Raw genomic sequence first — 25,474 nt, 5'->3', positions numbered from 1 at the left:
GGCTAATTATTGTGCTATTCACGCTGGACGGCCGCCTTTGGAGACGGCCGTCCAGCGTGAATGTCAGATCAATTCGGTTGCGATGCTTCGACCACTGCCAGAGCCGCCATGTTGACGACGCCGCGCGAGGTGACGGAGGGCGACAGGATGTGGGCCGGAAGCGCCGTGCCAAGCAGGATCGGGCCGACATGCAGGCCGTCTGTCATGGTCTTGACCACGCCAAGGGTGATGTTGGCGGCATCGAGATTAGGGAATACGAGCAGGTTTGCCTCGCCGGAAAGCGTGCTGTCCGGCATCACGTGGCGACGCAGGCTTTCGGAAATGGCGCTATCGCCGTGCATTTCGCCGTCGACTTCCAGCTCCGGTGCCGCTTTACGCACGAGCGCCAGGGCATCGCGCATCTTGGTGGCACTTTCCGATTCCCGCGAGCCGAAGTTCGAATGCGAGACAAGGGCGACGCGCGGTGCGATGCCGAAGCGCTTGATCTCTTCGGCAGCGAGGACGGCTGACTGGGCGATCTCGGCGGCATTCGGATTAAAGGTGACATAGGTGTCGGTGTAGAAGGTCGCGCCGCGCTGCGAGATCAGCAGGCTGAGGGCCGAGAAATCGCCGACATCCGGGCGCTTGCCGATGATCTGGCGGACGATGCGCAGATGGCGCTCATAACGGCCTTCGAGACCGCAGATCAGTGCGTCGGCATCGCCACGCTTCAGTGCGAGGGCGCCGATGACGGTGGTGTTGGTACGGACGATCGTTCTAGCGGCTTCTGGAATGACGCCGCTGCGGCCGACGAGCGAAAAATAGAGCTCGACATATTCACGGAAGCGCGGATCGTCGTTCGGGTTGATGACGGCGAAGTCGGTATGTGGACGGATCTTCAGGCCGTAGCGCTTCAGGCGGGTCTCGATGACGTTGGGGCGGCCGATCAGGATCGGCACGGCGGTGCCTTCTTCAAGAAGGACCTGGGCGGCGCGCAGAACGCGCTCGTCTTCGCCTTCGGAGAAGACGACGCGCTTGCGTTCGGCGATCTTGGCGGCGGCGAAAATCGGCTTCATGACGAAGCCGGAGCGGAAGACGAAGCGGTTGAGCTCGTCCATATAGGCGTCGAAATCGGCGATCGGACGCAGTGCCACGCCGCTTTCGGCGGCGGCTCTCGCAACAGCCGGCGCGATGCGCAGGATCAGGCGTGGATCGAAGGGCGAGGGGATCAGATACTCCGGCCCGAACACCGGCGTCTCGCCGCTATAGGCGCGGGCGGCGACATCCGAAGGCTCTTCGCGGGCAAGCGATGCGATGGCGCGCACGGCCGCCATCTTCATTTCCTCGTTGATCGTCTTGGCGCCGCAATCAAGCGCGCCACGGAAGATATAGGGGAAGCAGAGAACGTTGTTCACCTGGTTCGGGAAGTCCGAACGGCCGGTGCAGATCATCGCGTCCGGCCGGGCGGCGCGGGCGAGGTCCGGCATGATTTCCGGCGTCGGATTGGCCAGCGCCATGATCAGCGGCTTTTCCGCCATCTGTTCCAGCAGTTCGGGCTTCAATACGCCAGCGGCTGACAGGCCAAGGAAGACATCGGCGCCGCCGATCGACTCGGCAAGCTCGCGCTTGTCGCTCTTTTGGGCATAGACAGACTTCCATTCGTCCATCAGAACGTTGCGGTCTTCGTAGACTAGGCCCTCGATATCATGGACCCAGATGTTTTCGCGCTTGGCGCCGAGAATGACCAGAAGGTTGAGGCAGGCAAGCGCTGCCGCGCCGGCGCCGGATGCGACGATCTTGATGTCCTCGATCTTCTTGCCGGCCAATTCCAACCCGTTGAGAATGGCGGCGGCGACGATAATGGCGGTGCCGTGCTGATCGTCGTGAAAGACTGGAATATCCATCTTCTCGCGCAGACGACGCTCGACCTCGAAACATTCAGGTGCCTTGATGTCCTCGAGGTTGATGCCGCCGAAGGTGGGCTCGAGTGCTGAAATTGTGCTAACCATCTCATCGACGGTGGGTGCCTCAATTTCGATATCGAAGACATCGATGCCGGCGAATTTCTTGAAGAGGACGGCTTTGCCTTCCATCACCGGCTTGGAGGCCAGCGGCCCGATATTGCCGAGGCCGAGCACGGCCGTGCCGTTGGAGATGACCGCTACGAGATTGCCGCGTGAGGTATAATCGAAGGCCATTTCCGGATTGTCACGGATGGCGAGGCAGGGGGCGGCGACGCCGGGAGAATAGGCAAGCGCCAGGTCGCGCTGGTTTCCGAGCGGCTTGGTCGCCTGGATTTCCAGCTTGCCGGGGCGGGGATAACGATGAAAGAAGAGAGCCTGTTCGTCGAGATTGCCACTCGCCATGTTCTTGGCTGCCTTCGATGTGTCGTTCGTATCCATCCCGCTTCTCCATGTCCTGCTTGCGCGCCTGCGCCTCAAGCCCTCTCCTTACATCAATCGTTCGGAGTGCACAGTATGGATTTGACGCTGCTGAAGGGTTTTTTGTCGCGGCAAGCGCATATTTCCCCTTGGCGGAAATGACGGCTTTGCAGAGCGACAGCCGGCAGGCGGCCGCGTCATACGAGGTTCATGGCGGGAGGCTAGGAGGGTGAAAAACAGAGAGATCCCTCATGACCCTCATCGCCTCTCATCGCGGCGGCACGCATCTGTGGCCTGAAAACACCCGGCTTGCCTTTTCGAACACCGCCAAGCTCGATGTCGATCTCGTCGAGTTCGATGTGCACCAGACGCGAGACAACAGGATCGTCGTCCATCACGATGCGCTGATCGACCGCATGACGGATGGCAAAGGCGCGATCGCCGATTTCAGCTACGACGAGCTGATGCGCCACATCGTCATCGGCAGCGGCGGCGAGACCATTCCGACCCTTGCCGAAACCATCGACATTTTCGGGCCTTCCGCGATCGACCTTCGGCTGGAGATCAAGACAAAGCCGGACGGCAAAGCCTATGACGGCATGGAGGGCCGCATCGCGGACGAGCTGCTGGCGAGCGACATGCTGGGGCGGACCATGGTGACCAGCTTTTCGCTTTCACGCCTCGAAGCCTTTGGTATGGCGCTTGACGAGCGCGACCTGAATGTCGGCGAGCTCCTCGGTTTTGTCTTCTTGTGCTCGCCGCAGACGGTTGCGCAGCTTGGTTGGGAGGGCATCCTTGCCGCGCTTGGCCGGTTTGGTGTCCGTGACATCGCCTTGCGGGCAGACACAATCGACGTCGAGGTGATCGACCTGTTCGGGAGGAACGGCGTGACGGTGCATGGCTGGGCGGCGCATACGAGCGAGGCGGCGCGGGCGATGTTTCGTCTTGGGGTCGCCAGTTTCACAACCGACCGGCCGGATCTCGCAATAGCTGCAAAACACGGCTGATTTCCCACTGTGAGCGCTCCACACAGCATTTGTCATCATCCTGAAACACGAGTCTGATTTTGGAATAGCCAACGTAGGATAGGGCACGGACAAATGTTCGTGAATGAAAACATGGACACTCGGCAGTTTCGGACGCTGTTCATTTCTGACGTGCACCTCGGCTCGAAAGCCGCCAAGGCGGACTTTCTTCTCGATTTTTTGCGTCTTCACGAAGCTGACACCATCTACCTTGTCGGCGACATCGTCGATGGTTGGCGGCTGAAGCGCAATTGGTACTGGCCGCAGGATTGCAACGACGTCGTGCAGAAGCTTTTGCGCAAGGCGCGCAAGGGCACGCGCATTGTTTATATCCCCGGCAATCACGACGAATTCCTGCGGGACTTCCCAGGCATGCATTTCGGCGGCATCGAGGTGGCCCAGCGGGCGATCCACGAGGCGGCGGACGGCAAGAGGTATCTCGTCCTGCATGGCGACGAATTCGACGTCGTCGTCCGCAATGCCCGTCTGCTCGCCTATCTCGGCGACTGGGCCTACGACATGGCGATCCTGATCAATATCGGTCTTGCAGCGGTTCGCCGCCGCCTGAACATGCCCTACTGGTCGTTTTCGGCCTGGGCGAAGCTTCAGGTCAAGCATGCCGTCAACTTCATCGGCGAGTTTCAGCGTGTCGTCGTCGAAGAGGCCAAGCGCAGCGATGCAGACGGCGTCATCTGCGGCCATATCCACCATGCCGTCATCGAGGATTTCGATGGCATCCGCTACATCAACACCGGCGACTGGGTGGAAAGCTGTACGGCGATCGCCGAGCACGAAGATGGCACATTCGAGTTGATCACCTGGCGATCGATTACCGAAACTCAGCCCGTTGCCATTGCTGGCGAGGAACTGCCGGAATCGCTTGGAGCGCAGGCGGCGTAATACTTCGCCGCCTCACGGGCCCAATAACGATCCGTCACAATTATTGATCACCGGGATCCCTCTGCTTTCGCCATTTTGGGCTGAAACGTTGCAGCAAGGCCATTTCCCGCCATAGTCGTGATATCGATAGAGTGATAGGAACACATCAGTTCCCATCAGGTCTTTCATGATTCCCGCGACAAAATCTTTGCAGGGCGAGGTTGCGCCTCCGCATTTCCGGTTACGTACCGCCTTGTCCTATTGCGCTCCGTTGATCGTCAACGGGATTGCCTTGCCGTTTTTTCCGGTCTGGCTGGCCGGGTTGAATTTTACTGATCGCGAGATCGGTCTGATCCTCGCTGTGCCGATGGTGGTGCGGGTTCTTGTCGTGCCTATTGTCGGCATGCTCGCGGATCGTGTGGAGGAGCGCGCCAATGTGCTGTTCTGGTCGGGCGCCCTGTCGCTGCTGACGGCGATCGCGCTTTACTGGACGAGCGACTTCTGGCCGGTGCTGTTGGTCTACGGTATTCAGGGAGCGACATACGCGCCTTACGTGCCGATCGTCGAATCGATCGCCGTTTCCGGCGTGCGGCGCTGGGGTTTCGATTACGGCTCGATGCGCGTCTGGGGGTCGATCGCTTTCATCATCTCGACCCTTATCGGCGGTCAGATGATCGGCAAATGGGGCGGCACGACGGTTCTTCCCGCCATGGTCGCGGGCTTTGTCCTGACAACGCTGATGGCCTTCTTCTGTCCGCGTATCGGGCCGACGCGACGGCGCAACCAGCCGATCAATCTGCAGGCGTCGACCAGTTCGCTCCGCTCGCCGCAATTGCTGGTCACCATGATCGGTGTGTCGGTGCAGCAGTCGAGCCATGCCATGATGTATACGTTCGCGTCGATCTATTGGCGCCAGCTTGGCTTTTCAGGCACGCAGGTCGCCATCCTCTGGTGCGTCGGGGTGGCGGCGGAGGTCATGGTATTTTTCATGTCGAGGATGCTGGGTCGGCGGTTCAGCGCCTGGACGTTGATCTTTTTCGGCGCGGCCGTGTGCGTCGTTCGCTGGATCCTGTTCCCGATCAACCTCGGTTTCGCCGGCTATTTCGTGCTGCAATGTTTGCATGCCTGCACTTTTGCCTGTGTGCATACCGGCATTCAGCGCCGCATCGTCGCTTCGGTGCAGGAAACGCAGGAGGCTTCTGCCCAGGGCGCCTATTTCTTTTACAACGGCATGTTTCTCGGACTGATGACGCTGGCGTCCGGCTATCTCTACGCTTGGTTCGGCCTTTCCAGCTACTACATCATGTCTGGCGTTGCGGCTCTCGGCCTTGCCATATTGATCGTCGCCCGCAACCTCCAGCCCCGGAGTTCCGCAATTGGTGGAAGAATGAGCGAAGCTTCGTAAGGCGCCTCAAAACGAATTCATTTGGATATCAAAATGCCGTGGCTTATTTTCGACGTTTGCACGACATAGAAATCTCCTATGAACTCGGTGTATTAACCACTAGCGTCGCACGGGCTCCCCGAGTCGGCGATTGAGCCGAAAGACCTGAAAGACGTATGAGTTTGAAAGCAGTCGAACAGAAACCCGACGCACCGAGGATCGACGACGAGCCCGATGGCAACGGGCATCGCTATCGGCTGGAAGGCAATTGGCGCAGTGCCAATGTCCATGGCGTGCTGCGGCGCATCGATCAGCTGACGACACGGAACAGCGGTGGCAACATCGTGATCGATCTTTCTGATCTGGTTGATGTCGATACCGCCGGCGCGCTGCTGATCCGCCGTCTTAAGGAAAGCCAGGAGGCGCATGGCGCCAGCGTCAGCATCGAAGGCTCCAATCCACATATCGACGAACTGCTGACAGCCTTTACCGAGGACCCTGATGCCGGGAAGGCGGAGCCCAGGCCGAAAAAGTCCAGGGCGGAGCGCATCTTCGCGCCGATCGGCGAAACCGTCTACGACGTTTGGGGCAATCTCGTCGCGGCCATGTATATCCTCGGTTCAGCAGTGCGTGGCGCGCAGCTGAAGTTTGGACGTGGCAGCGGCGTCTCGCCAGCCTCGATCGTCAACCAGATCGATCATATGGGCGTGCGCGCCGTCCCGATCATCCTTTTGATGTCCTATCTGATCGGCGCGATCATCGCGCAGCAGGGTGCATTCCAGCTGCGCTATTTCGGCGCCGAAGTCTTTGTTGTCGATCTCGTCGGCATCCTGCAATTGCGTGAAATCGGCGTGCTTCTGACCGCCATCATGATCGCCGGCCGTTCGGGCAGCGCGATCACTGCCGAAATCGGCTCGATGAAGATGCGCGAAGAGGTAGACGCGCTGAAGGTGATGGGGCTGAACCCGATCGGCGTCCTGATCTTCCCGCGGCTGGTGGCGCTGACTGTGGCGTTGCCGCTGCTGACGATTCTTGCCAACTTCGCCTCGCTCTTCGGTGCGGCAACGGTGACCTGGGCCTATTCCGGCATTACCTTCGCTACCTTCATTGCGCGCCTGCATGAGGCAATCAGCCTTTCCACCGTCATCTCGGGCATGATCAAGGCGCCGTTCATGGCATTGGTCATCGGTATTGTCGCCGCGGTCGAAGGATTGAAGGTCGGCGGCAGCGCCGAATCGCTCGGCCAGCATGTGACCGCCTCGGTGGTGAAGTCGATTTTCGTGGTGATCCTGATGGACGGGCTGTTTGCCATGTTCTATGCCGCGATCGATTTCTGAGGGATATCAACGATGAGCGCGCTTCACTCGGAAATCCCCTTGGAAAAAGATGAGCATGGCAGGGATATCGTGCTGTCGGCACGGGATGTCACCGTCGCTTTCGGTTCGAAAGTGGTTCTCGATAAATTGAACCTCAATATCTATCGCGGCGAAATCCTGGGCTTCGTCGGCGCTTCAGGTGCGGGCAAGTCGGTGCTGCTGCGCACGGTACTGCGGCTACTGCCGCGCCGCTCGGGCAAGATCGAGATCCTCGGCGAAGACTATGACAAGCTCTCCGAGCCGGAGCGCAACAGGCTCGACATGCGCCTCGGCGTGCTCTTCCAGCAGGGTGCGCTGTTTTCCTCGCTGACGGTGAAGGAGAACATCCAGGTGCCGATGCGGGAATATCTCGACCTGCCGATGAGCCTGATGGATGAACTGGCGCATTTGAAGATCCGCATGGTGGGCCTTGCCGCCGATGCCGCCGACAAGTACCCGTCCGAGCTTTCCGGCGGGATGATCAAGCGCGCAGCTCTTGCGCGGGCCCTAGCACTCGACCCCGACCTCGTCTTCCTGGACGAGCCGACATCCGGCCTTGACCCGATCGGCGCTGCGGAATTCGACGAGTTGATCGCCAAGCTGCGAGACACGCTCGGCCTGACCGTCTATATGGTGACTCACGACCTCGACAGCCTGTTTTCCGTTTGTGATCGAATTGCGGTTCTCGGACAGAAGCGGGTCTTGGTGGAAGGAACGGTTGAGGACATGCTCGCCTGCGACGACCCCTGGGTTCAGTCCTATTTCCGTGGTAAACGCGCACGTTCGATCGTGCCGACGGAAAGGGTTGGAAACCGCAAAGACGACAACGGCGCTGGCGCCCACAGCCGCGAGAAGTAATTGGAACGATGGAAACCAAAGCCAACTATACGATCGTCGGGTTCTTCACACTGCTGGTTATCGCGGCCGCCTTCGGCTTTGTCTATTGGATGGCGGAATATGGGCGGGGCGGTCCGATGGTCGAACTGGTCGTTCGCATTCCGGGCTCGGCAAACGGCCTGAGCGTCGGTTCGCCGGTGCGCTTCAACGGCATTCAGGTCGGCTCTGTCCAGGGGCTTTCGATCGATGCCGACGATCCGAACTATTCGCTGGCCTTTACCGAAGTGCGCGCCGACGCGCCGGTCTACACGTCCACCAAGGCCATTCTGGAGATCCAGGGCCTGACGGGTGCTGCCTATATCGAGCTTTCCGGCGGTCGCAACGGCGACGAAAACATTCTCAAGCGCTCGACCGATACCGGTAAACGCGCTGTGTTGCTCGCCGATCAGTCGAGCGTCACGAACCTGCTCAACACCGCTGATAAAATCCTGAACCGCGCCAACGACACAATCGGCGACATCCAGGGATTCGTCTCGGATTCGCGCGCGCCGCTGACGGATACCGTGCGTAACGCGCAGACTTTCTCCAAGGCATTGTCGGACAATTCCGACAACATCGACAAGTTCCTTGCCAGCATGGGACAGCTTTCCGATACCTTCAAGACCGTGTCGACGCGCATCGACTCGACGCTGGAAGCCGTCGAGAAACTGGTGCGTGCGGTCGATGCCAACAAGATCAACGAGGTCGTGAATAACGCCAACAAGATCACCGCCAATGTGGCGGACGCGACGACCGATCTGAAGGCGACCGTGGCCGCGTTCAAGCAGACCGCCGACACCTATAATGCCTTCGGTCAGAAGGCACAGCAGACGCTGGACCGTGTCGACGCCATCGTGGCGCAGATCGATCCCGCCAAGCTGAAAGGTTCGGTCGACGACATTACGCAGGTGACCAAGGACGCCCGCGCGGCCGTCACATCCATCCGCGATGTCGCCAATTCGGTTGCCGCCCGTCAGCAGGATATTGACCAGACGATTGCCAATGCCAGGTCGATTTCCGAGAAGCTGAACTCGGCGTCCGGCAAGGTCGACGGCGTTCTCAGCAAGCTCGACTCGCTGCTCGGCTCCGACAGCACGCAGTCGCTGTTTGCCGAAGCCAAGGACACGCTCGAATCCTTCAAGAAGATGGCGGACAATCTCAACGCCCGGATCGGGCCGATCGCCGACAATTTGCAGAAGTTCTCGAGCAGTGGTCTGCGGGATGTCCAGACGCTCATCAACGACATGCGGGGCACGGTTGACAATCTCAACAGCACGATCACTAACTTCGATCGCAATCCGCAGCGCCTGCTGTTCGGTGGCGATACGGTCAAGCAATATGATGGCCGGGCGCGGCGTTGATGGATAGCGGTTTTTGGACTGTGAGGGATATGCGGAATATGGTCGGTTGCGTTTCGAGTGAGCGTTATCAGGTGTACCGGAAGGCAGCGATCGTTCTGCCGCTGCTTGCGGCCCTGCTTAGCGGCTGCGGTTCCAAGGCATCCAACGATACCTATGATCTCTCGGCCTCGGTCAAGGCGAGCGGTCCGTTGATGAAGGGCAAGCAAATCCTGATTCCGCCGCCGACGGCATTGCAGGCGCTCGACAGCAATCTGATCGTCATCCGCGTCTCGCCCTCTGAAATCCAGTATCTCGGCAAGGCACAGTGGAGCGACAAGCTGAGCCGGATGGTGCAGTCGAAGCTGGTCGAAGCTTTCGAGAATACCGGCAAGCTTGGTGGCGTCGGCGTGCCGGGGCAGGGGCTCGCGATCGACTATCAGATCGTCACCGATATCCGCTCCTTCGAGATCGATGCTGCCGGCGGCCAGAAGTCCGCCGCTGTTGAAATCTCGGTTAAGATCCTCAATGACCGTACGGGCACGATCAAGGCGCAGAGCGTCTTCCGCAAGGCCGTTCCGGTCACCGGCGGCAGCAACCCCGATTTCGTGAAAGGGCTCGACACGGCCTTTGCCGGTGTGACTGCCGAGATCGTCGACTGGACGCTGCGCTCGCTTTGAGGTTTGCCTCTATCGCTCCATGAACGCCTTCAATGTGTTGAGATCCTTCAGCACATGCGCTGCATCGGCTGCGAATTGCTCGTCCGTGATTCCGGGCAATCTCAGCAGCGTGAACATGACTTCACAGCCATCGCCATTTGGCACGACCCTCAGCGCATTATAGACCTGCAAGCCGGTGTCGAGAGTCACCGTATGGTCGATGACGCCGAAGTCGTTGCGGTGTGCGAAGCGGACACGGACGGTGCCGAGAATGCCTTTGGCGATCCAATCCTCACCATCCAGTTCCAGTCCGGATGCAAGTCCTGAGGCCCAGAGCGGCATGTTTTCCGGGCGGCCGGCAAAGCCATAGACCTCCTGCCAATGGCGGTCGATGGAGACATGGACGATCTTGGCGGACATGGTCGACATGGATGTTTCCTCCTCTATATCCGTCATTCGATGGACCGTCGGGCAAGTTACCGGAAGCCGGCCTTTTGAAAAATCCTGCAGCATTCTTGCCCGGTTCTGCAATGGGGTCGATTCGACGCTGGCGAAGGCTTGCCGTTTCGCGCCCGGGGTGCAACAACACGCCCAACGCATAACTCCCGAAAGGCAGTATCGGTTTCGGGAAAGGCTTAGGCGTCGTTTCAAAATATCACTGCGTCCTCCGCGCATGCGATGGGATATGAGGCGCAGCAAGAGAATTATTGGAGGATTGTCGTGGAAAAGGCAGAAATCGGACTGATCGGTCTCGCTGTGATGGGATCGAATCTGGCGCTCAATATTGCCGAGAAAGGCAATAAAATCGCTGTGTTCAACCGTACAACGCAAGTGACGGATGAGTTTTACGCGAATGCGGGCGCTCTGAAGGACAAGATCATTCCCTGCAAGACGATCGAAGAGTTCGTCGAATCGATCCGCCCACCGCGGCCGATCATCATCATGATTAAGGCCGGCGAGCCGGTCGACCAGCAGATGGCGGCTCTGCAGCCGTATCTGGACAAGGGCGACATCATGATCGATGCCGGTAACGCCAATTTCCGCGATACGATTGCCCGCTTCGACCGCTTGAAGGATACCGGCCTGACCTTTATCGGCATGGGTGTCTCCGGTGGCGAGGAAGGTGCGCGCCATGGCCCGTCGATCATGGTTGGCGGCACCGAGGATTCCTACAAGCGCGTCGAGAAGGTGCTGACCTCGATCGCCGCCACATACAACGACGATCCCTGCGTTGCCTGGCTCGGCAATGACGGGGCAGGGCATTTCGTCAAGACCATCCACAACGGCATCGAATATGCCGACATGCAGATGATCGCCGAAATCTACGGCATCCTGCGCGATGGCCTTGGCAAGAGCGCGGCTGAGATCAGCGGCATTTTCGGCGACTGGAACAAGGGTCGCCTGAACTCCTACCTGATCGAGATCACCGAAAAGGTGCTGGCTGCCAAGGATCCGGCAACCGGTAGCGCCATGCCGGACGTCATCCTCGACAAGGCCGGCCAGAAGGGCACCGGCAAGTGGTCTGCGATCGAAGCGCAGAACATGGGCATTCCGGCCACCGCCATCGAAGCCGCCGTTGCCGCCCGCAGCCTGTCAGCCATCAAGAGCCAGCGTGAAGCTGCCGAGAAGATCTTCGGCACGCCGGACTACAAGTTCCCGATCGGCTTTGGCCCCGACCTGCTGAAGGACCTGGAGCTGGCACTGTTCGCCGCCAAGATCGGCGCCTATGCGCAGGGTTTTGCCGTCATGGCTGAGGCGTCGAAGGAGTTCAACTGGTCGCTGCCGATGCCGGTCATCGCCAAGATCTGGCGCGCGGGCTGCATCATCCGCTCGCAGTTCCTCGACGAGATCACCAGCGCCTTCACCAAGACGCCGGATGCTGCAAACCTGATCGTTACCCCGGCCTTTGCTGAGATGGTCAAGGAATCGATCCCGTCGCTGCGTCGTATCGTTTCGGCTGCCACGGCCTCCGGCCTGCCGGTTCCGGCCCTGGCCTCGGCACTGACCTATTTCGACGCCTATCGCCAGGCTCGCGGCACTGCCAACCTGATCCAGGCACAGCGTGACTTCTTCGGCGCCCATGGCTTCGATCGCGTCGACGGCAAGGATATTCACCACGGCCCCTGGGGCAGTGGCGCGAACGGCTGATATTTTCGGCTGATTTTGAAGATCAAGGAGCCCGCCGGATATATTCGGCGGGCTTTTTCGTGGCCGTCAGTCCTTCGGCCAGATGGGGGAGCTGATGCTCTGCAGCAGTTCCGGTTCTATACCGTCGATACGGGCGATGACGGCTTTACCCAGTTCGCGGCCGGCATGGCGGAAGTCCTCGTGGATCGCGATGATCTCCGGGCGGATCCAACTCAGCACATCGGTCGATTGTTTGGCGACCATGTCGATATCCTGACCGAGGTGGAAGCCTGCCGCCTCGATGCCGGCATTGACGGCGATGGCGCCGGCGCTGCTGGCGCAGACGATACCGTCGGGCGCGTGCGGGGAGCGCATCAGCGCCTCGACTGTATCCTTGATGTCGGCAAGCGTCGTGTCGGTGCTGGCCCTCAACGGAACCTCCTGAGCCTGATATTCGCGCAAGCCCGTCTGAAAGCCGATCTGGGTGTGGAGGTAGTAATTGAGCTTGCCCGGTGGCTGCAGCAGCGCGATGCGGCGGCGTCCCTTGGCAACCAGCGCACGCACCGCTTCGCGGGCGAAAGCTTCGTTGTCGAAGTCATGAAAAGGATGGATAATTCCCATATTCGTGCGCCCATGCGTGGCGAAGGGCATACCGCGCTGATGCATGAGCTCCACGCGCGGATCGTCCGGCTCCGTGCGCGATATGATGACGCCATCCGCCGAGCCTGTGTCTAGGATATAGCGCACCGGCACCAGCGGGTCCTTGCTGTGCGAATGCGGTGTGATGACGAGATGATATTGCGTTCCCGCCAGAACCTCGGAGATGCCGAAGACCATGTGGCTGGTGAAGCCCATGATTTCCTCGTCGATGCTGAGAACCAGCGCGATGACATTGGTCTTGCCTGTTCTCAGGCGCACGCCGGCGCGGTTGGGCTGGTAACCCAATTGGCGGGCCACCATGCGAACACGCTCCTTGGTTTCAGCACCGATATCCGGAGCGTCCTTCAAGGCGCGCGAAACAGTCGTTATTCCAAGGCCGGTCATGAAGGCGATTGTCTTCAGCGTCGGCCGCTCGGGCGTGGGTTGAATGCCGCTGCCTGTAATTTTCTTGTTATCCATCTCGTCCAAGCCTGCCTCCCGGCCGCCTCTCCCGCGACCATGCGCTTATATCGCCTGCGGCAGCGCCGCAAGCACATGCGTGATACGGCCGCTCCTCCCTCGTTGCAGAAATCTGTAACGATACAGTAGAAAAGTCGAGCGCTTTTTCTGCCGTGATGTCAAATAAGATATCCAGGGGTTGAATCCACAGCTACAGGCGAAAAATTTTGCATTCGCGAAAGGGAATGCAGCGTTTATGGAGCACTGCAGCAATTTTAATCTAAAAATATCAATCAACTAATGCGAAATATCATTGACGCTTATGTTTGACGAGTTTTCAGGCATGCCGCAATTTTTGCAAGCATAAAGGTAATCTGAAATCGGATGCTCGGACTTTCGAGAAAATTTCGCGGACAGGCGGTTGCGCGTTGAAAATGATTAGACTACGTTTTTCCGGCAACGTTTCAGTGAGGGAGGAAAACTCATGAATATTCGTTTAATGGCGGCTGCGCTTGCTGCGTCGGTCGTATTGCCACTCGGAGCGGCCAACGCGACCGATCTGGAAGTAACCCATTGGTGGACGTCCGGTGGCGAAGCTGCCGCGGTGGCCGAGTTTGCAAAGGCGTTCGACGCCACCGGCAATCACTGGGTCGATGGTGCGATTGCCGGCTCCGGCGGTACCGCGCGTCCGATCATGGTCAGCCGCATCACCGGCGGCGATCCGATGGGCGCCACCCAGTTCAATCACGGTCGCCAGGCCGAGGAACTCGTGCAGGCAGGCCTCATGCGCGACCTGACCGATGTCGCCACGAAGGAGCATTGGAAGGACGTCATTCGCCCATCCAGCCTGCTCGACTCCTGCACGATTGACGGCAAGATCTATTGCGCTCCGGTCAATATCCATTCCTGGCAGTGGCTCTGGCTCTCGAATGCAGCCTTCAAGAAGGCCGGCGTTGAGGTTCCGAAGAACTGGGATGAGTTTGTAGCCGCTGGCCCCGCGCTGGAGAAGGCTGGCATCGTTCCGCTCGCCATCGGTGGCCAGCCCTGGCAGGCTACGGGTGCCTTTGACGTGTTGATGGTCGCTATCGCCGGCAAGGATAATTTCCAGAAAGTGTTCGGCGACAAGGATGCGAAAGTGGCGGCCGGGCCGGAAATCGCCAAGGTTTTCAAGGCTGCCGACGATGCCCGCAAGCTGTCCAAGGGCTCTAACGTTCAGGACTGGAACCAGGCCACGAACCTGGTCATCACCGGCAAGGCCGGCGGTCAGATCATGGGCGACTGGGCACAGGGTGAGTTTGCCCTCGCGGGCCAGAAGGCCGGCACGGATTATACCTGCCTTCCGGGTCTCGGCGTCAACGAGATTATCTCGACGGGTGGCGATGCATTCTACTTCCCGCTGCTGAAGGACGAAGCCAAGTCGAAGGCGCAGGAAGTGCTGGCCAAGACGCTGCTCGATCCGAAGACGCAGGTCGCCTTCAATCTGAAGAAGGGCTCGCTGCCCGTGCGCGGCGACGTGGATCTTGCGGACGCCAATGACTGCATGAAGAAGGGTCTCGAGATCCTGAAGAAGGGCAATGTGATCCAGGGTACGGACCAGCTTCTCTCTGCCGACACTCAAAAGCAGAAAGAAGACCTGTTCTCCGAGTTCTTCGCAAATCCTGCGATGACGCCGGAGGCGGCGCAGAAGCGCTTTGCCGATATCATCGCTGCGGCTGATTGATCTCTATCTTCTCGCTGTTGTGATGCCGGCCTCGCGGTGAGGCCGGTATCACGGTCGGGACACATCATGTGACCCCGGTTTGCAACAGCGCCCCTGATGGGCGGCGGACCCGAAGTTATAGGACGGTCACCGTGGATGAGGGGGAAGCGCAGGAACCGCGGTCACTGACCCAGTTTCTGATCATCGAAGTAGTTGCGACGCAGAGGAGCTAAAATGACGGGTCAAGCGAAAGCCGGCCGGCCAAATCAATATCTGCGCAATCTGAACTCGAAGATTGCATCCATTCCAATGATCCTGACGGCTGTCGTCATCTTCCTTGGCGGTTCAGTCTGGACGGTGGTTTATTCCTTCACCAATTCAAAGCTGCTGCCTCGTCTCAGCTTTGTCGGACTGGACCAGTACCACCGCTTGTGGGCGGCGCCGAGATGGATCATGTCCATCGAAAATCTTGCGGTTTACGGCATCCTTTCCATGATCTTCAGTCTCGTTATCGGCTTCGTGCTGGCTGCGCTGATGGACCAGAAGATCCGGTTTGAAAACACCTTCCGCACGATTTTTCTCTATCCTTTTGCCCTTTCTTTCATTGTCACCGGCCTCGTCTGGCAGTGGCTGCTCAATCCCGAATTCGGCATCCAGTCCGTGGTGCGTTCGTTTGGTTGGACAAATTTCACCTTCGATCCGCTCTATACGCCGAGCATTGTCATCTACGGCGTGCTGATCGCCGCGCTCTGGCAGGGAACGGGTCTTGTGATGTGCCTGATGCTCGCCGGCCTGCGCGGCATCGATGAGGACATCTGGAAAGCCTCCCGCGTGGACGGGATCCCGATGTGGAGGACCTATCTGTTCATCATTATTCCGATGATGCGTCCGGTCTTCATCACAACGCTCGTCATCATCGCCAGCGGTATCGTCAAGGTCTACGACCTCGTCGTCGCGCAAACGAGCGGCGGCCCCGGAATCTCGTCGGAAGTCCCGGCAAAATATGTCTACGACTACATGTTCCAGGCGCAGAACCTCGGTCAGGGTTTCGCAGCCTCCACCATGATGCTGGTGACCGTCGCCATCATCATTATCCCCTGGGCCTATTTGGAATTCGGCGGAGGGCGCAAGCGTGGCTGATCCTGTTACACTCAAGAATGCGAATAGCAGTGAGGCCGCGAGCGGCAAGACCTTCTCTGGGCCGAACGGTCGCAAGCCGCGTCCGGCGCTTTCCGGCCGCAACATCATGCTTTATGGCACGCTTTTCGTTGCTGCCGTCTACTACCTGCTGCCGCTCTATGTGATGATCGTCACCTCGCTGAAGGGGATGCCGGAAATCCGCATGGGCAACATCTTCTCGCCGCCGCTCGAGATCACGTTTGAGCCATGGGTGAAAGCCTGGGCAACGGCTTGCACCGGTCTCAATTGCGACGGTCTTTCCCGCGGTTTCTGGAATTCGGTGCGCATCACCGTGCCGTCCACGATCCTCTCGATCGCGATTGCCTCGGTCAATGGCTACGCGCTTGCCAACTGGCGGTTCAAGGGAGCGGATCTATTCTTCTCGATCCTCGTCGTCGGCGCGTTCATCCCTTATCAGGTGATGATCTATCCGATCGTCATCGTGCTGCGCGAAATCGGTATCTATGGCACGCTGAGCGGACTTATCCTGGTCCACAGCATTTTCGGCATGCCGATCCTGACGCTTCTATTCCGCAATTACTTCGCGTCGTTGCCGGTGGAGCTTTTCAAGGCTGCGCGCATCGATGGCGCGGGCTTCTGGCAGATTTTCCTGCGCATCATGCTGCCCATGTCGTTGCCGATCTTCGTCGTCGCCATGATCCTGCAGATCACGGGTATCTGGAACGACTTCCTGTTCGGCGTCGTCTTCACCAGGCCGGAATATTATCCGATGACCGTGCAGCTCAACAATATCGTCAATTCTGTCCAGGGCGTGAAGGAATACAACGTCAACATGGCGGCAACGATCCTGACGGGTCTTGTTCCGCTGGTCGTTTATTTCGTCTCCGGACGGCTTTTCGTCCGCGGCATCGCCGCCGGCGCAGTGAAGGGTTGATTCATGAACAGCAGTGTTTCCATCAAAGACCTGTCGCTCGATTTCGGCGCGGTCACCGTTCTGAAGAACCTCAATCTTGAGATCGACGACGGCGAATTCCTTGTTTTGCTCGGTTCGTCCGGCTGCGGCAAGTCCACGCTTCTCAACTGCATTGCGGGCTTGCTCGACATCACCGAAGGGCAGATCTTCATCAAGGGCAAGAACGTCACCTGGGAAGAGCCGAAGGACCGTGGCATCGGCATGGTGTTCCAGTCCTACGCGCTCTATCCGCAGATGACGGTCGAAAAGAACCTTTCCTTCGGATTGCAGGTCGCCAAGGTGCCGCAGGCGGAGATCGACAAGCGTATCGCCCGCGCCGCCGAAATTCTGCAGATCCAGCCTCTGCTCAAGCGCAAGCCGGCGGAGCTTTCCGGCGGCCAGCGTCAGCGCGTGGCGATCGGCCGCGCCCTGGTGCGTGATGTCGATGTGTTCCTCTTCGACGAGCCGTTGTCGAATCTTGATGCCAAGCTGCGCTCGGAGCTGCGCGTCGAGATCAAGCGGCTGCATCAATCGCTGAAGAACACCATGATCTACGTTACCCACGACCAGATCGAGGCTCTGACGCTCGCCGACCGCATCGCCATCATGAAGAATGGCATCATCATGCAGCTCGACGATCCCACAACGATCTACAATGAGCCGCGCAACCTGTTCGTCGCCGGCTTTATCGGTTCGCCGTCTATGAATTTCCTGAAAGGCGAATTGGTCAATCGTGAAGGCAAGGTCGCCTTTGCAACCAACGATGTGATCTTCTCGCTCGAAGGGTATAAGGCCGGCGAGGCGATGGAAGCAGGCCGCAAGGTCGTTCTCGGGGTCCGACCGGAGCACGTCAAGGTCAACGAGGATCTGGGTCCCGGCACGGAAACCCACAACGCCACCGTTGATATCGAGGAGCCGATGGGCGCGGATAACCTGCTCTGGCTCAACCATGCCGGTCACACCATGTCGGTGCGCATCAATGGCTCGCGGCGCTTCAGCCCGGGATCGCCAGTCAAGCTCGTCTTCGACATGACCGTCGCCTCGCTCTTCGACGCGCAAACAGAACTCAGAATCTAGTCATAAACGGGGGCGGCTTTTCCGCCTCCGCCCATAGCGGTCCGAGGAGACCCGATGTCGTCCGCATTCAATGATGATTTTAATGTCGATTTGGCTGGTTTGTGGCGGTTGACGTCGCCCGACAGCGATCATTCCCTCTCGATGCCGGTTCCCGGCGACGTCCATACCGCGCTTCATGTTGCCAACCTCATTCCTGATCCCTATTTCGGCCGGAATGAAGAGGTGGTGCAGTGGGTCGCTAATCAGGACTGGCAGATCACGCGCAGCTTCAATGTCGATGATGCCAGCGGTGACTGGTATCTGGATATCGACTATCTCGACACGGTGGCGAGCGTCTATGTCAATGACGCGCTCGTGCTTGAGGGCAACAACAGCTTCCAGCGTTACCGACCCGACGTTTCCAAGGCGCTGAAAGCCGGCGAGAACACGATCCGCATCGTGCTGCATTCCAGCGTTAAGGCGGGCGCGGAACTGCAGGCGAAGCAGCCGTTCTATATCCCTTACAGCACGGCCAATTCGCCGATTCCGAATGGCAACATGCTGCGCAAGCCGCAATGCCATTTCGGCTGGGACTGGAATATCGCCGTCGCGCCGTTGGGCCTCTACGGCACCATCGCGCTTAAGAAGCTCGAGATTGCCCGCATCGAGAATGTCGTCACGCAGCAGTTTCACAATGCGGATGGCTCGGTCGATATCAAGGTGACCGCAGCGTTGTTTGCCAAGGGCACCGGCGTTGCCCAGGTCTATTTCTCGCTCGATGACGAGCGGCTGCGGCTCGACATCGGCGTCAATGCCGGCGAGACTTCGATCACCCATGTCTTTCATGTAGACAAGCCGAAGCTCTGGTGGCCGGCCGGCAGTGGTGAGCAGGCGCTCTATGCGCTCTCCGTCGAGACCCATTCGGAAACTGTGACGCGGCAGATCGGCCTGCGTACCGTCGAACTTATCACCGACGAGGACGAGGCGGGCAGCCGTTTCGCGCTCAAGGTCAATGGTCGCGAGATCTTCGCGCGCGGTGCCAACTGGATCCCGGCGGACGCTCTGTTCTCCCGTTCCAGCCCGGCCTTGACCGAAGACCTGTTGCAGTCGGCAGCAGCCGCCAACATGAACATCATCCGCGTCTGGGGCGGCGGCTTTTACGAGCATGACTGGTTCTACGACATCTGCGACCGGCTCGGCCTGATGGTCTGGCAGGACTTCATGTTCGCCTGCAATCTCTATCCCTCGACCGGCGACTTCCTCGAGAATGTCGCGGACGAAGTCAGCTATCAGGTTCGGCGGCTGGCAACGCATCCGTCGATCGCACTCTGGTGTGGCGACAATGAGTTGGTCGGCGCGCTCACCTGGTTCGAGGAATCCCGCAACGACCGCGACCGCTATCTTGTCTCCTACGATCGTCTGAACCGGACGATCGAACAGGCGATGAAGAAGGCAGCACCGGACGCGATCTGGTGGCCGTCGAGCCCGGCGTCCGGCTATCTCAACTTCGGCGATGCCTGGCATGCCGACGGCTCCGGCGACATGCATTACTGGTCGGTCTGGCACGAGAACAAGTCTTTCGACAATTATCGTTCCGTGCGTCCGCGCTTCTGCTCGGAATTCGGTTTCCAGTCCTATACGTCGTTGCCGGTCATCAAGACTTATGCGGACGCCAAGGACATGAATATCGCTTCTCCGGTGATGGAGCTGCATCAGAAGAACGCCGGCGGCAACGAGCGCATTGCCGGCACGATGTTCCGCTATTTCCGTTTCCCGAAGGATTTTCCGAACTTCGTCTATCTGAGCCAGGTGCAGCAGGGCCTCGCCATCAAGACGGCAGTTGAATATTGGCGCTCGCTGAAGCCGCATTGCATGGGCACGATCTACTGGCAGCTCAACGACACATGGCCGGTGGCCTCATGGTCGAGCCTCGATTACGGCGGGCGCTGGAAGGTAATGCACTATCTGGTGCGCCGCTTCTTCCAGCCGGTCTCTGTCGCGGCTATCCCGTCCGAGGACAACAAGACCATCCGCTTGTCACTGGTCAACGACACCAACGTCGATGTCACCGTCGATATCGCGGTGTCGCTGCTCAAGCTCGATGGCGTGCGCGTGCCGCTGACGACAGCGCATGCGGTCTGCACGCCGGATGCGGCCGTTACCTCATTGTCCATCGATGCCTCGCAGGTACCGGCCGATTGCCTGCTGGCGTGGCACTTCACCGCATCGAACGGCATGGGCGGCGAGGGGCATTATGTCCACGGCACCTACAAGGCGCTGGAGCTTCAACCGGCGGGCCTGGTGGTCCTGAGGGAGGAGACTGAAGAGAACGGCACGGTCGAACTCACCGTCACCGCGAAGGGATTGGCGCTGTTCGTGATGATCGAAAGCGAGACTGAGGGGCGCTATTCCGACAACGCCTTCGATCTTGCCGCCGGCGAAAGCCGCCGTATCGTCTTTACGCCGACACAGCCGCTTGTCGGTGTGGTTCCGGACTTCCGCATTTACGACCTCCAGTCCAGCCAATCGGTGGACTGAGGATATCCAGCCGCCATCCGGCGGTATTTCAGGGCCGTTGGCCCATGACAGAAGGCCGTTAGGCCATTGGAGAGCATGACGATGACGAAACTTGGATTTCAGATTTATAGCGCCCGCAACTTCCAGCCCTATTCCGACGTGTTCGTAAAGCTCGGCAAGGCCGGCTATGCGGAAGTTGAAGGTTTCGGTGGTATCTATGCCGATCTCGACGAGGCCGGCCTGAAGAGCCTGCGCGCTGAGCTCGACAAGAACGGCCTGGTGATGGCGAGCGGCCATTTCAGCCCCGATTTCCTCGACGGTCAGGTGCAGAAGTCGCTGACGATCGCCAAGACCCTCGGCATGGATTCGATCTACGCGCCGCATCTGGCCGCCGATCAACGCCCGACAGACGCGGCCGGCTGGCTCGCTTTCGGCAAGCGCCTGCAGGAGATGAGCAAGCCCTACAAGGACGCCGGTTTCGAATTCGGTTGGCATAACCACGACTTCGAATTCATCAAGCAGGCCGACGGCTCGCTGCCGATCGAGCAGATCTTCGAAGGCGCTCCGGACATTTCCTGGGAAGCCGATATCGCCTGGGTCATCCGTGGCGGTGGCGACCCCTTCGCCTGGATCGAGAAGCTCGGCTCGCGTATCACCTCGGTTCACGTCAAGGACATTGCTGCTGCCGGCGAAAACAAGGACGAAGACGGCTGGGCCGACCTCGGCCATGGCACCGTTCCGTGGCAGAAGCTGCTGAAGGTACTCACCGGCACCAAAGCCAAGCACTACGTCATCGAGCATGACAATCCGAGCGATGTCGATCGCCTGATCACCCGCTCCATCGCATCCTTCAAGACTTACTGAGGCACTATCCCATGGCTAAGGAACTTGGCGTCGGCATCCTCGGATGCGGCAATATCTCAACGACCTACTTCAAGCTTTCTCCGCTCTTCAAGGGCCTGAAGGTACTCGCCTGCGCTGATATCAACATGGATGCGGCGCGCCTGCGCGCCGAGGAATATCAGGTGAAGGCACAGACGGTGGACGAATTGCTCGCCAATGACGAGCTCGACGTCATCGTCAACCTGACGATCCCGGACGCGCATTTCCCGATCTCCAAGCGCATTCTGGAGGCCGGAAAGCACGTCTATTCCGAAAAGCCTCTGGTGCTGACGCTGGAGCAGGGTGAAGAACTGCGCCGCATCGCCAAGGAGAAGGGGCTTGCCGTCGGCTGCGCTCCCGATACCTTCCTCGGCGGCGCGCACCAGCTTGCCCGCAAGTTCATCGATGACGGCGGTGTTGGCCGCATCACCTCGGGCACTTGCCACGTCATGAGCCCGGGCATGGAGATGTGGCATCCGAACCCGGACTTCTTCTTCCTGCCGGGCGGTGGACCGATCCTCGACCTCGGCCCTTACTATGTCGCCAACCTCATCAACCTCATCGGTCCGGTGAAGCGGGTCGGCGCGATGACCTCGATGGCGTCGGAAACCCGCACCATCACCAGCCAGCCGCGCAATGGCGAGACTATCCCGGTGAAGACGCCGACGACGATCCAGGCACTGCTGGAATTCGTCAGCGGCGCCACGATAACGGTGACGGCGAGCTGGGATGTCTGGTCGAACCGTCACGCCAATATGGAGCTCTACGGCACCGAAGGCTCGCTCTACGTGCCGGATCCGAACTTCTTCGGCGGTGTGGTCGAAGCCAGCGGTCGCGACAAGGATATCAAGCCGCTTGCCGACTGGGCGCATCCTTTTGGTATCGCCAACCAGGAAAGCCCGAGCGGCAAGCGCGCCAACTACCGCACGGCCGGTCTTGCAGACATGGCGGCATCACTGATCGACGGCCGCGACGCGCGTTGCTCGCTCGACCGCACACTGCACGGCGTCGATGTCATGACCTCGATCCTGAAATCGGGTGCGGAAAACCGCTTCATCGATTTGACCACGACCTGCACGCAGCCAGCAGCACTTGGCATCGAAGAAGCTCAGGCGCTCTTGAAGTAGACACAGGAAAAGCTAGTTTGCGCGCGGGTGGATAACCCGCGCGTTTTTATCTCAAAGGAATTGGCATCATGTCTTGGCAACCGGCATCTGACCGTTATGCAAAAATGAAATACAACAGAACGGGCCGTTCCGGCCTGAAGCTGCCGGCGGTTTCGCTGGGGCTTTGGCACAATTTCGGTGGCGACACGCCGCATGACCGCAAGGTCGATATGTGCCGTACCGCCTTCGATCTCGGTATCACCCATTTCGACCTCGCCAATAATTACGGCCCGCCTCCCGGCAGTGCAGAAACCGCTTTCGGCGAGATCCTGCGCACCGACTTCGCCGGTCTGCGCGACGAGTTGATCATCTCGTCGAAGGCCGGATACGACATGTGGCCGGGTCCTTACGGCGAGTGGGGCAGCCGCAAATATCTGATCGCATCCTGCGACCAGAGCCTGAAGCGCATGGGGCTCGACTATGTCGATATCTTTTATTCCCATCGTTTCGATCCGGATACGCCTCTCGAAGAGACCTGCGCGGCGCTCGATCATATCGTCCGCTCGGGCAGGGCGCTCTATGTCGGCATCTCCTCCTACAACTCGCAGCGCACGCGCGAAGCCGCCGCTATCCTTAAGGAACTCGGCACGCCCTGCCTGATCCACCAGCCGAGCTATTCCATGCTCAACCGCTGGGTCGAGGATGACGGTCTGGTCGATACGCTGGAAGATCTGGGCATCGGCTCGATCGTCTTCTCGCCGCTTGCCCAGGGCATGCTGACGACGAAATATCTCGGTGGCATCCCCACCGACAGCCGCGCCGCTCAGAACCACTTCCTGAAGCGCGACTTCATTCGTCCGTCGATCCTCGAGAATATCCAGAAGCTCAATGAGATCGCCGAAAAGCGCGGCCAGACGCTGGCGCAGATGGCAATCGCATGGGTTCTGCGCGGCGGCCGTATCACCTCCGCTCTGATCGGCGCCAGCCGCTCGTCGCAGATCGTCGATTGCGTCAAGGCGCTCGACAATCTCGAATTCACCGCGGAAGAGCTGAAGGATATCGATGTCTACGCCCGCGAGGCCGACATCAATCTCTGGGCCAAGTCGGCCGAGCGCGACTGATCAATCGTAAACGCCCGGAACCTTGTTCCGGGCGTTTTTCTTTGTCTTGATTTCCTATTGCCGTTCGAACGGCGCATAGTGGTGTGTTCTCAGGAGGAGATGTCCCATGATCCGCAACCCGATCCTGCCGGGCTTCAACCCCGACCCGTCCATCTGCCGTGTCGGCGAGGATTACTACATCGCCACGTCGACCTTCGAATGGTATCCGGGCGTGCAGATCCATCACTCGCGCGATCTGGTGAACTGGACGCTGGTGCGCCGACCGCTGGAGCGGGCCTCGCAGCTCGACATGCGGGGCGAGCCCGATAGCTGCGGCATCTGGGCGCCATGCCTCTCCTATGCCGACGGTCTGTTCTGGCTGGTCTATACCGACGTTAAGCGCTACGACGGCAATTTCAAGGATGCTCATAACTACATCGTGACGTCGTCGACGATCGAAGGCGAATGGTCCGAGCCATCCTATGTCAATTCCTCGGGCTTCGACCCGTCGCTGTTCCATGACGACGACGGCCGCAAATGGTTCGCCAATATGCAATGGAACCAGCGCACGGAAAGCTATGGCGGCTCGCCGAAGACGCCGGCTTTCGATGGTATCCTGTTGCAGGAATGGGATGCCGCGACGAAATCGCTGAAGGGTCCGATCAAGAACATCTTCGCCGGCACCGAACTCGGCCTGGTCGAGGGTCCGCATCTCTTCAAGCGCAACGGCTGGTATTATCTGACGACCGCCGAGGGCGGCACGGGCTATGACCACGCTGTCACCATGGCGCGTTCGCGCAATATCGATGGCCCCTACGAGCTGCATCCGAACAAGCATCTGATCACCTCGAAGGATCGTCCGGACGCGGCCTTGCAGCGGGCAGGGCATGGCCAGTATGTCGAGACGCCGGATGGGCAGTTCTACCATACGCATCTTTCCGGCCGTCCACTGCCGCCGCATCGCCGCTGCACGCTTGGCCGCGAGACCAGCCTGCAGAAATGTGTCTGGAAAGACGACGGCTGGCTCTATCTGGATAACGGCACCACCGTTCCCGATGTTGAAGTGCCCGGCCTGAATGGTGCTGAGCGTATCGAGAAGCCGCGCCGCAGTGGCTATAATTTCGACGGTGGCAAGCTGCCGGCGGATTTTCAATGGCTGCGCACGCCGCAGCCAGAGCGTATCTTCAGCCTGACGGATCGACCCGGTCATCTCCGCCTGCTCGCGCGCGAAAGCATTGGCTCCTGGTTCGAGCAGGCGCTGGTCGCCCGCCGGCAGGAGCACCACAGCTTCCGCGCCGAAACCGTCGTCGAGTTTCAGCCGGATACCTATCAGCAGGTGGCGGGCCTGACGCATTACTACAATCGCTTCAAGCTGCACGCGATCGCCGTGACCCTGCATGAGAAACTCGGACGCTGCGTCACCATCATGACCTGCCCGGGCGACTATCCGAACGGCCGGCTGACCTTTCCGATCGATGGTGGTGTTGCCACTCCCGATGGGCGCATCCAGCTTGCCATGGAAGTCTACGACAATGATCTGCAGTTCTTCTGGCAAGCCGAAGGCATGAGAGCGTGGCAGGCGATCGGCCCTGTGCTCGACGCCGGCGTGATTTCCGATGAGGGCGGCCGTGGCGAACATGGCTCCTTCACCGGCGCCTTCGTCGGCATGTTCGCCTTCGATACGTCGGGCCGGGCAAAGACCGCCGATTTTGATTGGTTCAATTACGACGAACTTTGATTTTCCCGATTATCAGCACGCCCATATTTGCAAACAGAAGGAGGTATTTTTCCAGATGCTGACTGTCGGTGAGCTGTCGGTCTCATTTCATCAGTAAATCCCTGTAGGCATCTAATTTCTATTACAAAAATGTAATATAATCGTCAGGTTCACTTCATCCTTTGCGGGGTAGAAGCCTCTTTTA

The 25,474-nt window shown here is 59.3% G+C and carries 20 protein-coding genes; 17 read left to right on the top strand and 3 right to left on the bottom strand.

Annotated features, from left to right (window positions below; genetic code table 11):
* Window positions 1–68: 68 nt before the first annotated feature.
* On the bottom strand, window positions 69–2,381 hold the full coding sequence (locus tag HB780_RS16710) for an NADP-dependent malic enzyme (RefSeq protein ID WP_183693831.1): 2,313 nt from the start codon (window positions 2,379–2,381) through the stop codon (window positions 69–71).
* 230 nt (window positions 2,382–2,611) lie between these two features.
* Between HB780_RS16710 and HB780_RS16705 the strand changes: the two genes are divergently transcribed.
* The 7 genes from HB780_RS16705 (at window position 2,612) to HB780_RS16675 (ending at window position 9,896) form a co-directional block, all read left to right on the top strand.
* Complete coding sequence (locus tag HB780_RS16705; protein ID WP_183693828.1) at window positions 2,612–3,367, top strand: glycerophosphodiester phosphodiesterase; 756 nt, start codon at window positions 2,612–2,614, stop codon at window positions 3,365–3,367.
* 78 nt (window positions 3,368–3,445) lie between these two features.
* Window positions 3,446–4,285 carry a UDP-2,3-diacylglucosamine diphosphatase gene (locus HB780_RS16700; RefSeq protein ID WP_286203210.1) on the top strand — a complete coding sequence of 280 codons (840 nt, stop codon included), beginning with the start codon at window positions 3,446–3,448 and terminating at the stop codon, window positions 4,283–4,285.
* 166 nt (window positions 4,286–4,451) lie between these two features.
* Window positions 4,452–5,669 carry an MFS transporter gene (locus tag HB780_RS16695; protein WP_183693823.1) on the top strand — a complete coding sequence of 406 codons (1,218 nt, stop codon included), beginning with the start codon at window positions 4,452–4,454 and terminating at the stop codon, window positions 5,667–5,669.
* A 155-nt stretch (window positions 5,670–5,824) separates the two neighbouring features.
* Entirely contained in the window at window positions 5,825–6,985 is a 1,161-nt protein-coding gene (locus HB780_RS16690) for an ABC transporter permease (RefSeq protein ID WP_183693820.1), read from the top strand.
* A 12-nt stretch (window positions 6,986–6,997) separates the two neighbouring features.
* The gene (locus tag HB780_RS16685) at window positions 6,998–7,861 is read left to right on the top strand and encodes an ABC transporter ATP-binding protein (RefSeq protein ID WP_183693817.1); all 864 of its coding nucleotides are present in this window, start codon (window positions 6,998–7,000) and stop codon (window positions 7,859–7,861) included.
* Window positions 7,862–7,869: 8 nt separating this feature from the next.
* Entirely contained in the window at window positions 7,870–9,240 is a 1,371-nt protein-coding gene (locus HB780_RS16680) for an MlaD family protein (protein WP_183693814.1), read from the top strand.
* A 38-nt stretch (window positions 9,241–9,278) separates the two neighbouring features.
* The gene (locus HB780_RS16675; protein WP_183693811.1) at window positions 9,279–9,896 is read left to right on the top strand and encodes an ABC-type transport auxiliary lipoprotein family protein; all 618 of its coding nucleotides are present in this window, start codon (window positions 9,279–9,281) and stop codon (window positions 9,894–9,896) included.
* Between the two features lie 9 nt (window positions 9,897–9,905).
* On the opposite strand, the gene HB780_RS16670 is transcribed toward HB780_RS16675, so the two are convergent.
* A complete protein-coding gene (locus HB780_RS16670; RefSeq protein WP_183693808.1) occupies window positions 9,906–10,304 on the bottom strand; it encodes an SRPBCC family protein in 399 nt (132 codons plus the stop codon).
* A gap of 291 nt (window positions 10,305–10,595) precedes the next feature.
* Between HB780_RS16670 and gndA the strand changes: the two genes are divergently transcribed.
* A complete protein-coding gene (gene gndA, locus HB780_RS16665) occupies window positions 10,596–12,023 on the top strand; it encodes an NADP-dependent phosphogluconate dehydrogenase (protein WP_183693805.1) in 1,428 nt (475 codons plus the stop codon).
* A gap of 66 nt (window positions 12,024–12,089) precedes the next feature.
* On the opposite strand, the gene HB780_RS16660 is transcribed toward gndA, so the two are convergent.
* A complete protein-coding gene (locus HB780_RS16660; RefSeq protein WP_183697185.1) occupies window positions 12,090–13,121 on the bottom strand; it encodes a LacI family transcriptional regulator in 1,032 nt (343 codons plus the stop codon).
* A 463-nt stretch (window positions 13,122–13,584) separates the two neighbouring features.
* On the opposite strand from HB780_RS16660, the gene HB780_RS16655 reads away from it, so the two are divergent.
* The 9 genes from HB780_RS16655 to HB780_RS16615 all read left to right on the top strand — a co-directional run bounded on the left by HB780_RS16655 (window position 13,585) and on the right by HB780_RS16615 (window position 25,290).
* Window positions 13,585–14,820 carry an ABC transporter substrate-binding protein gene (locus HB780_RS16655; protein WP_183693802.1) on the top strand — a complete coding sequence of 412 codons (1,236 nt, stop codon included), beginning with the start codon at window positions 13,585–13,587 and terminating at the stop codon, window positions 14,818–14,820.
* Window positions 14,821–15,033: 213 nt separating this feature from the next.
* Entirely contained in the window at window positions 15,034–15,939 is a 906-nt protein-coding gene (locus tag HB780_RS16650) for a carbohydrate ABC transporter permease (protein ID WP_183693799.1), read from the top strand.
* Window positions 15,932–16,873 carry a carbohydrate ABC transporter permease gene (locus tag HB780_RS16645; RefSeq protein WP_183693796.1) on the top strand — a complete coding sequence of 314 codons (942 nt, stop codon included), beginning with the start codon at window positions 15,932–15,934 and terminating at the stop codon, window positions 16,871–16,873. Before HB780_RS16650 ends, HB780_RS16645 begins: the two co-directional genes overlap by 8 nt.
* A 3-nt stretch (window positions 16,874–16,876) precedes the next feature.
* A complete protein-coding gene (locus HB780_RS16640; RefSeq protein WP_183693794.1) occupies window positions 16,877–17,968 on the top strand; it encodes an ABC transporter ATP-binding protein in 1,092 nt (363 codons plus the stop codon).
* 54 nt (window positions 17,969–18,022) lie between these two features.
* Window positions 18,023–20,485, top strand: a complete 2,463-nt coding sequence (locus HB780_RS16635) for a beta-mannosidase (protein ID WP_183693790.1) — start codon at window positions 18,023–18,025, stop codon at window positions 20,483–20,485.
* 81 nt (window positions 20,486–20,566) lie between these two features.
* Window positions 20,567–21,328: a sugar phosphate isomerase/epimerase family protein gene (locus HB780_RS16630; protein ID WP_183693787.1), complete on the top strand. Its 762-nt coding sequence runs from the start codon at window positions 20,567–20,569 to the stop codon at window positions 21,326–21,328.
* Between the two features lie 11 nt (window positions 21,329–21,339).
* Complete coding sequence (locus HB780_RS16625; RefSeq protein WP_183693784.1) at window positions 21,340–22,473, top strand: Gfo/Idh/MocA family protein; 1,134 nt, start codon at window positions 21,340–21,342, stop codon at window positions 22,471–22,473.
* A 68-nt stretch (window positions 22,474–22,541) separates the two neighbouring features.
* Window positions 22,542–23,573 carry an L-glyceraldehyde 3-phosphate reductase gene (mgrA, locus tag HB780_RS16620; protein ID WP_183693781.1) on the top strand — a complete coding sequence of 344 codons (1,032 nt, stop codon included), beginning with the start codon at window positions 22,542–22,544 and terminating at the stop codon, window positions 23,571–23,573.
* Window positions 23,574–23,679: 106 nt separating this feature from the next.
* Entirely contained in the window at window positions 23,680–25,290 is a 1,611-nt protein-coding gene (locus HB780_RS16615) for a glycoside hydrolase family 43 protein (protein WP_183693778.1), read from the top strand.
* Window positions 25,291–25,474: the final 184 nt, after the last annotated feature.

Origin of the sequence: Rhizobium lusitanum (assembly GCF_014189535.1) — a bacterium.
Lineage (GTDB): Bacteria > Pseudomonadota > Alphaproteobacteria > Rhizobiales > Rhizobiaceae > Rhizobium > Rhizobium lusitanum_C.
Note: the sequence above shows the minus strand (reverse complement) of the source record. Positions and strands in the feature narration are given on the sequence as shown.